4 protein-coding genes and 2 pseudogenes are annotated in these 8,610 nt (G+C 70.2%); 4 read left to right on the top strand and 2 right to left on the bottom strand.

Annotated elements, in window-relative coordinates:
• Nucleotides 1–326: 326 nt before the first annotated feature.
• Both KUM40_RS21995 and KUM40_RS21990 read left to right on the top strand, forming a co-directional pair.
• Nucleotides 327–908 (top strand): hydantoinase/oxoprolinase N-terminal domain-containing protein, encoded by a 582-nt coding sequence (locus KUM40_RS21995; RefSeq protein WP_217167740.1) that lies wholly within the window; start codon nucleotides 327–329, stop codon nucleotides 906–908.
• A 203-nt stretch (nucleotides 909–1,111) separates the two neighbouring features.
• Nucleotides 1,112–2,245 (top strand): hypothetical protein, encoded by a 1,134-nt coding sequence (locus KUM40_RS21990; RefSeq protein WP_217167739.1) that lies wholly within the window; start codon nucleotides 1,112–1,114, stop codon nucleotides 2,243–2,245.
• Between the two features lie 17 nt (nucleotides 2,246–2,262).
• On the opposite strand, the pseudogene KUM40_RS21985 reads toward KUM40_RS21990, so the two are convergent.
• A pseudogene (locus KUM40_RS21985) lies at nucleotides 2,263–2,664 on the bottom strand (transposase); the annotation flags it as partial.
• A gap of 214 nt (nucleotides 2,665–2,878) precedes the next feature.
• Between KUM40_RS21985 and KUM40_RS21980 the strand changes: the two are divergent.
• Nucleotides 2,879–3,832 (top strand): aldo/keto reductase, encoded by a 954-nt coding sequence (locus KUM40_RS21980; protein ID WP_217167738.1) that lies wholly within the window; start codon nucleotides 2,879–2,881, stop codon nucleotides 3,830–3,832.
• A gap of 105 nt (nucleotides 3,833–3,937) precedes the next feature.
• Nucleotides 3,938–4,306: pseudogene (locus KUM40_RS21975) on the top strand (transposase); the annotation flags it as partial.
• Between the two features lie 196 nt (nucleotides 4,307–4,502).
• Here the strand turns inward: KUM40_RS21975 and KUM40_RS21970 are convergent.
• A complete protein-coding gene (locus tag KUM40_RS21970) occupies nucleotides 4,503–8,303 on the bottom strand; it encodes a S8 family serine peptidase (RefSeq protein ID WP_217167737.1) in 3,801 nt (1,266 codons plus the stop codon).
• Nucleotides 8,304–8,610 lie beyond the last annotated feature (307 nt).

Raw genomic sequence — 8,610 nt, 5'->3', positions numbered from 1 at the left:
TCCCCCGGCGCGAGAGCGCGTCGATCAGGACCAGGTGCCGGAACTTGAGCCGGCCGTCGAGCAGGCGGGGGATCTCCACCCCGCGACTCTATCCACCGCCACCAACCCGGGCGTGGCCCGTCCCGGCGGCGACGGCGGGTCGGTCGTCCGGCACCGTCCCCGTAGTCCGACCGGGAGTTCTCCCGGTGTGCGCGGCACACCCCGGCGGGAGCATGGCCCGCATGAAAGCGTCGGCAGGTGCCGCGGCGGCGCCGCCGTCGGGTCACGGCCGGCCATGCCCCGGAGACACCCGGGGATTCGGCCCTCTCTCCCCCAGGACTTGACCAATGACCCACACCATTGCGGTAGATGTCGGCGGAACGTTCACCGACTTCGTCGCCAGCGACCGGACCGGGATGTTCACCGGCAAGGTCTCCTCCCGGCCCGGCGACGAGTCGGCCGCGGTCCTCGAGGCGGTCTCCGTCATGGCGGAGCACTACGGCAACAGCACCGAAGAGCTGCTCAAGGACACCGAGCACATCGTCCTGGGCACCACGGTGGTCACCAACGCGATGCTCGAACATCACGGTGCCGCGACCGGCCTGACCACGACCGAGGGCTTCCGGGACCTGCTCGAGATCCGGCGCGGCCATCGCGAGAGCATGGTCGATCTCCATCTTCCCGCCCCGCACCCGATCGTCCCGAGACGGTTCCGCAAGGGCGTCACCGAACGGCTCGACCACACCGGCACCGTGGTCGAGCCCCTGGACGAGGACGAGGTCCGGTCCGTCGTACGGGAGTTCAAGGACGCCGGCATCGAATCCGTCGCCGTGTGCCTGCTGTTCTCCTTCGTCAACGACGTCCAACAACCCGTCCCGAGGAGGCGGTCGCCGGTCGCCCCCTTGACGTCATCCAGCCACTCTCCGTAACCGGAGACCAGGACGGGCTTGCGTCAACATGGGCCGCGAGCGGGCAAGTTGCCTCGTGCGGGTGAACGACGACCAGCGAAAGCTTTCTTCACTCAACGCGGCGATACAGACACAATCCGTGCGCTACCGTCCATCTCAGCGTCACCACACAGAGCAGCCCTCACCGACGGCTTAGGACCCGTCGGCAAGGGCCTCAACCACTAGTGGAAGATGACTCCACCGTGATCTACCGGCACTTTATCGCGCCCCCGCGCGCCTTCACCCAGTTCTCGCACGACCTCATCCGGCATCCCCGGCTGTCCTCCGACGCCGTTCGGCTCCTGACCTGGCAGCTCTCGCTCCCTCCCGGTACCCGGGAATCCCTCTCCCGTACGGCTGAACGTGCCCGTATCGGTGGCTGTGCCTTCACCCGGGCCAAGCGGCAGCTCAAGGACGAGGGATTCGTGCACGAACGGCGGCTCCAGGCACCCGGCGGGCTCTGGGTCACCCAACAGCTCGTCTCCAACGTGCCCTTGAACGAGGCCGAAGCCCTCAAGCTGCTCGCCCAGACGCCCGTGGGCCCGGCCGGGACGACCACCACCGAGCGCGCGGCACCGCCACCGCAGCTCGCACCGAGTCGTCGTTCACCGGCCGTCGGTGAGCCGACCCCTCCGCCCACCGACGGTTATCCACCCCAAGACCAGGAGGGAAACACCTCCAACCAACCCCCCAAGCCCCCCGCACCGCCCGAAGCGGAGGCGGAAGGGGAGGCGGAAGGGGAGGCGGAAGGGGAGGCGGAAGCGCAGACCCCACAGGCGGGCGACGACGCACCGCCCGCGCCCCACCTCACCGCAGCCCGCGCCCTCGTCGACGCCTTCCCCGCCCTCTCCCCCGACCTGCGTCACATCCCCCGCGCCATGCGCCCCGAACTGACGCACCTCACCGCCCGCTGGCTGGCCGCCGGTCACCCGCCCACCGCCATCCGCACGCACATCCTGCGCGGCCTGCCCGACGACGGAAGCCCCGTACGCCGCCCCGGCGGCCTCCTACGTCACCTGCTCCGCGACGTGCCGCCCTCGCCGCCACCAGGGCCCTCCGCACCAGCCGACCGGCCCGCCACGGCGCCACCGCACACGGACGATCGCCCCGCCCAACACCCCGCAGGACCCCGCCTGTCCAAACGCTTGGCAGGCACCCGCGAATGCGCGGGCGACCACGTGCAACCGGTGCTGTTCAAGCCCGTGGAGACGACACCCACTGCCCACGCTGCCGCTGACGGCAGAGGTCAGTTGGCGACTCGGGGCATGCGGGCCTTGCCTCTTGGGGCCGACCACACCGTAACCCCGGCCGGCAACTGACCACCCTCAAAACTGGATCAGCCGTCTACTGGACACACCCTGCGGATCAGTCGGCGATTCGGGCGTTCGTTCCAGCGGTGGGTCGCCCACGCCTGCCGGCTCAGGCTACGCACGGTGATAGTCGTGACGGCGAGATCGAAAAGGGCGTCGATGACGGTGGCTCGCCGTTCGTGGCAGCGGGCGAGCCGGTGAAAGGCGTTCTGCCAGGCGTGGGCGCGCTCCACGTGCCAAGGCCGGCTGGCCTGGATTGGTGCATTCTTACCTTGGTGCGCGATGCGGCCGTGGAAACCGCGCTCTTCGAGCAGAGGGCGGGTCTTGTCCGACTCATAACCAGCGTCCGAGTGCACGGTGACGGCATCGGGCAACGGGCCGAAGTCGTCCAGGCGGTCCAGCATGGAAGCAAGCAGCAGAGAGTCGTAGAGGAACGACTCACATCAGCCCCGTGACCAGCGACAGGATCTTCGTAGCCGCTGCTGGTAGCGGTGCTGCAGGAACACGGGAAAACCATGCGCGCCGGGACCGTGCGGTCCACAGCTCCCCGCGGACCCATCGCAGTACGCCTCAACTGCCCGCTGAAGTAGGCGCGCAGAGATCGCCGGAACTTCAGGCAGGCGACCGCACGTTGGTCTTGACGTGACTGAACTTCGTACTCTCGGCTCGTCCGACATCCTCGTCTCCCCCCTCTGTCTGGGAGGCAACGTCTTCGGCTGGACCGCCGAAAAGACCCAGTCGTTTGCGGTGCTCGACGCCTACCTTGCTGGCGGCGGCAATTTCATCGATACCGCCGACTCCTATATGAATTACTTCGCCGGCAACGAGCCGGGCCAGTCCGAAAGCATCATTGGCGACTGGCTCGCCGCCCACCGTAACCGCGACGACGTGGTCGTCGCAACGAAGGTTGGTGACCACCCCGAGTACATGGGCCTTGCGCCTGCCAACATCAAGGCCGCTGCCGAGGAGTCCTTGCGGCGGCTGCGTACCGACCACATCGATCTCTACTACACTCATTTCGACCGGGACGAGTCCATCCCCGTGGACGAGATCATCACGGCTCTCGACGATCTCGTGAAGGCCGGCAAGGTGCGTGCCATCGCGGCCTCCAACATCAGTCCCGAACGGCTCTCTGCGTCGCTGGCCTTCTCCGATCGCGAAGGGTTGGCCCGCTACGTGGCTCTGCAGCCGCATTACAACCTCGTCTCACGTGATATGTACGAGGGTGCGCGGCGGGAGGTCGTGCAGCGTGAAGGGCTGGCCTGCGTTCCGTACTTCGCACTGGCCTCCGGCTTCCTCACGGGCAAGTACCGTCCTGGAAAGAGTACGGAGAACGTGCGCAACGTTCCCGGACTCGCCGGTGGCTACGCGGACACTGAACGCGGCGTGAAGGTGCTCGACGCGTTGGAGCAGATCGCGACGGCACGGGGGGTGGAAATGGCCACGGTGGCGCTGGCCTGGCTCGCGCAGCAGCCGACCGTGACCGCGCTGATTACGTCCGCACGCACCGTCGACCAGCTGCCGGCGCTCTTCGCCGCGCAGGACCTGCGTCTGTCGGACACCGAGCTGCGGACTTTGACGACCGCCTCGTCCTGACCGGGGCGCGGTCGGGGGGTCGGGGCCCGGTCGCAAACCGGGCACAGGTCCTGGTGATCATGGAGATGGGACGCCCTGTGATCACTTGGGAGACCTGTTCCCGCGCTGCCATCATGGCTGACAGAACCGCTCTGGGACCAATTCGCGATCCTGCTTCCCCGCAGGCCGGATTTTCACCCGGACCATCCTCTCGACTGCCACCGCCGGCGTATCAGCGACCGGGTCATCTTCGACAAGCTCCTGCAGCTCTTGCGTTTCGGCTGCTCTTACGAAGCGATCGCCGACACGACTTGCTCGGTCACCACTATCCGCAGCCGCCGTGACGAGTGGATCCGACTCGGCGTCTTCGCCAGGCTCAAACAGATCGCGTTGGAGTCCTACGACCGGATCGTCGGTCTCGCCCTCGATCACATCGCCGTAGACGGCTCCATCACCAAGGCTCCAGGAGGCGACGAGGGCGCTGGCCGGTCACCGGAGTGTTCCTGGGGCATGTTTGCGGACCGGCGTGCAGCACACCCGGTGAGCCGCCACCTGAAGATTCTGCTCCCGGGCAGCACGGAGTTCGACCGGCTGCGGGACGCCTGCGACCTGTCGGTCGAGGCCGGCCCGCGCCCGGTTCCCCTGCGCAGGGGGCTCTGCGACTGCGACTGCTGTCGCAGAGCGGTGCGTGCTAGCCGCGGTGCAGGTACGCCCTGGTCACGGTCTGGCGGACCTCGTTGCCGTCCGCGTCCCGGGCGGTGACGCGAAGCGTCACGAACGCGTCGCCCCGTACCCGTGGCGGCTTCTTGACGGTGACGGCGAACCTGCCCGCGCCCCGGGCTCTGGTCCTCGCATCGGTGAAGTGCTCGCCGTCGTCGTAGGAGACCTCGACCCGTGCCCTGACCCCGCGCGGAGCGCCGAGCCCGTCTTGGTGACGGATCGTCAGCCCGAGCGAGTACGCGCGGCGCGGGCCCACGCTGTTGTGCGCGTCCACCGGCGCCCGGTAGTCGACCTGCAGCAGCGGCAGCGACTCCGCCTCGGTGGTCGTACCGGAACGGAAGGACCAGGTCGTGTCGGTGGCCGTGGCGTAGCGCCATTCCCCGGAGGTGCGGGTGGTCTTCAGCGCCAGCCGGTAGTCGGCGCGGCCGGACGGCACCTGGACGTCTTGCCAGGCGTCCGCGAGGTCGGCCAACTTCTCACCGTTGCGGCTGAGTACGGCACCGACCGTGTCCGTGGCCGCCGACGTGCCCGGCCCGCCGGGAAGGGCGGGGTCCGTGATCACGCGGGACCAGTGGCCCGCCCCGGAGTCGGTGAACTCCGGTATCCGCAGCCTCAGCACGTCGGCGTCACACGTGGTCGGGGGCACGGCGCCGCCCCGCGGGATCGAGGGCCGCACGACCGCGCCCTGCCATGTCTCACCGACCCGCTCGCCGGCCCGGTAGGTGCGGGGCGCGTCGCGCATGCCGGTGTCGAGCAGCGAGTCGATGTCCTGCACCGTCTCGTGGAGGACCAGGTGCTGCCATTCGGTGTCACCCGCGCTGACGTACTCGGTGCGGGCGAAGCCGGTCGGAACGTGGCGGGCGTACTGGAGCCAGGCGTACTCGTTGTACGGCCGCCGGGCGAAGCGCTGTTCCGTCGCCCAGGGCAGGCCGCCATTGTCGGCGTACACGGAGCGCACGACGGCGCTGTTGCGGCGGGAGACCGTGTGGGTCACGTGCTTCGGAATGCCCTGCGAGGACACCTGGACGACGTCGTAGAGGTAGGGGCTGCGCGCGGTGCCGGTGAAGGCGACCGTGGTCCTGTGCCGCTCGATCCGCTTGAGCAGCTCGGTGCCGTCGGTGAGGCCGACGCGTATCAGCGGCACGCGTGTGCGCTCGCCGTTGGGCGTCCACCGGGTCCAGGCGTTGTCCTCGTAGTGGACGAGCAGCACGGCACGGGCGCCCGCGGCGGCGGCTTCGTCGACGAGTTCCCTCTCGCTCTTCCCGTCCCCGACGTAGGTGACGACGGCGAGCCGGCCCCGGGCGGCGCGGAAGTCCGGTGCGGCCGTGGTGCCGGCCGCGACGGCGGTGAGCCGTGCTCCGCGCGGGTCGAACAGGGCGGAGGTGGGCTCGTAGAAGAGGTTGAGGTCTCGGGGGCCGCCGACGACGTCGGCCCGGAGCATCGGGGCCACGAGCTGCCAGCGGGAGGTGAACTCGAACGTCCCGTCGGTGACGCGCTCGGTGGGGCTGACGTACAGGTCGCGGGCGGTGTCGAAGTACATCACGCCGTCGGTCCAGGCGCGGCCGTCGAGCTCGCGGTGCGTCTGGTAGCTCAGGATGCCGCGCTGTTCGGCAGGCCGGGGAGTGCGGATCTCGACCTTGGTCGTCCTGCGTGCGTCGACGACGACGGTCGTGTCCTTGGTGACCTCGACCTGGGGCAGGACGACGTGTTGCAGCGTCTCCCTGCCGTCCATCTGCTCCACGGTGCCGGAGGACACCTGGTAGGTGCCCTCCTCGACCTCGGCGACGGCGTTCGCCCAGTCCGTGTACTGCACGAAGCCCTCGGCACCCTGGATGACGGGGAAGTTCTGCACACGGTTGCCCGCGCGGTCGTAGGAGACGACCCGGAGTTTGTGCACGGGTCCGCGCACGCGCAGGCTCAGCGTGGTGTGGACGGTGGTCCGGCCGTCGGCGGAGGTGGCCGTGAGGTAGCCGTAGTACCGGCCCTGCGCCGCGAGGGTGGGTGCCACGGTCAGGGGCACATCGGCCGTGCCGCCGGCCGGGACGGTGACGCTCTTCGTCGCCGGGCGCACCGCCGCGGGATCGGCCTCGCGGCCGGAGACGGTCGCCAGCCGGACGTCGAGGTCGAGTGTGACGTCGTCGCCCGAGTGGTTGGCGTAGCTCACGGTCCGGGTGTGGGTTCCTGCCTCGCCGGCCTCGTAGGTGCCCAAGGCCTGGGTGCCGGTGGCGACGACCGGGGTCCGTACGGCGGTCCCGACGTCTATGCGGCCGCCGCCCTGTTCGGTGACGCGCTGACCGGGCATCGTGCGGGCGGTGCTGACCAGCGCGTCCTTGAGGCGCGGCGCCGTCCAGTCGGGGTGCTGCTGGGCGAGCAGCGCGGCCGCTCCCGCGACGTGGGGCGTGGCCATGGAGGTGCCGGAGGCGGCGACGTAGTAGTCGTCGACCACGGTTCCGAGGGTGGTCCCGGAGGCGCGCGCGGCCACGATGCCCACACCGGGCGCGGTGACATCGGGTTTGACCGCGCCGTCGCCGGGGCGGGGTCCGCGACCGGAGAAGTCGGCGAGGCTGTCGTCCCGGTCGACCGCGCCGACCGTCAGGGCCACGTCCGCGGCGGCGGGGCTGCCGATCGTGCCGGTTTCCGGTCCCCTGTTGCCTGCGGCGACGACGAACAACGCTCCCGAGGACTCGGAGAGTTCGTTGAGAGCCTGGCTCATCGGGTCGGTGCCGTCGCTGGGCGCGTCGGATCCCAGGGACATGTTGACGACGTCGGCGCCCCGGGCGACCGCCCACTCCATGCCGTCGATCACCTGCGACTCGCTGCCGGAGCCGTCGTCGCCGAGGACCTTGCCGATCAGCAGGTCGGCGCCGGGCGCGACCCCCTTGTGGCTGCCGTGGGAGGCCGCGCCCGAGCCGCCGACGGTGGAGGCGACGTGGGTGCCGTGTCCCTGTCCGTCGCCGGTGCCGCCGCTGCCGGAGAAGTCCTTGGCCTCGCTGATGCGTCCGGCCAGGTCGGGGTGGCCGGCGTCGGCGCCGGTGTCCAGTACCGCGACCTTGACGTCGTCGCCCTCGTAACCGGCCTTCCACGCCACGGGAGCACCGATCTGGGCGGTACTGCGGTCCAGCGAGGCGTGTACCCGGCCGTCCAGCCAGACGCGGGGGGCGGTGGCCTCGGCGGACACGTCCCCGCGGTCGGCGGTGAGCCGTTTCCAGAAGGCGCCGAGGTCGCCGGCCGGGACGCGCAGCGACTTGGCCGCGATGGTCTCCAGGTCACGGGTCTTCGTTCCGTCGGCGGCCAGCGCGGTCAGCCGACGCAGGGCGGCGTCCCCGGTGTCCCCGGTGTCCCCGGTGTCCCCGGTGCCTTGGGCGCCGCTCACGATCAACGGCAGGGTGTCCGTGTGGGCCTCGTCATATCCCTGGTCGAGCAGGGAGGTGACGTCGAACAGGCCGCGGTCCAGGCGTCCGGTCGCCAGCAGGGCCCTCGCGTCGGACGGGAGGACCGTCAGACGGCCGTCCTCCTCGACGGTGCGGAAGAGAACATGCCGGCGGCCTTTCCCTGGCGTCACCGAGGCCGTGTGCCGGCCGCTCGCATCCGTCGTCACCGTGACGCGGTCACCGGTGATCAGGCGCACGGTGGCACTGCCGGCGGACCTGGGGGCGGTGGTCCTGCTCGTCGTCGCCGGGCCGACATCGCTGTCCGCCGCGACCGGCGGCACGGCGCCGGCGGCGAGGGCAAGCCCCGCCACCACGGCCGCCGCGAGGCGTATCCGTCTCATCAGTTCTCATGCCTTCCGTTGTCCTGCACGGCACGTTGGTGCCGCCGCTGCCCGCTGGGCACCTGACAGCGGTATGCCGTACTTCCGCACAGAGTCCGCCGCCGCCCGAGCCGGTGTCACCGGTTCGTCCCGGCGCGGATGGGACATGTCGCAAGGACGACACGTCCGTGGTGATCACGAACGGCTCAACGCGACGGCCGGGCACCGGGTTCACGTCTTTCTGATCACGCCGTCCGCGGGGCTCACTGGGCACAACGCGCAGGGCCTCGCCGCCCGGTCGGCGAACCGCCCGGTGACAGCCGCGGTG

Source organism: Streptomyces sp. AC512_CC834, assembly GCF_019049325.1.
Classification (GTDB): Bacteria; Actinomycetota; Actinomycetes; order Streptomycetales; family Streptomycetaceae; genus Streptomyces.
Note: the sequence above shows the minus strand (reverse complement) of the source record. Positions and strands in the feature narration are given on the sequence as shown.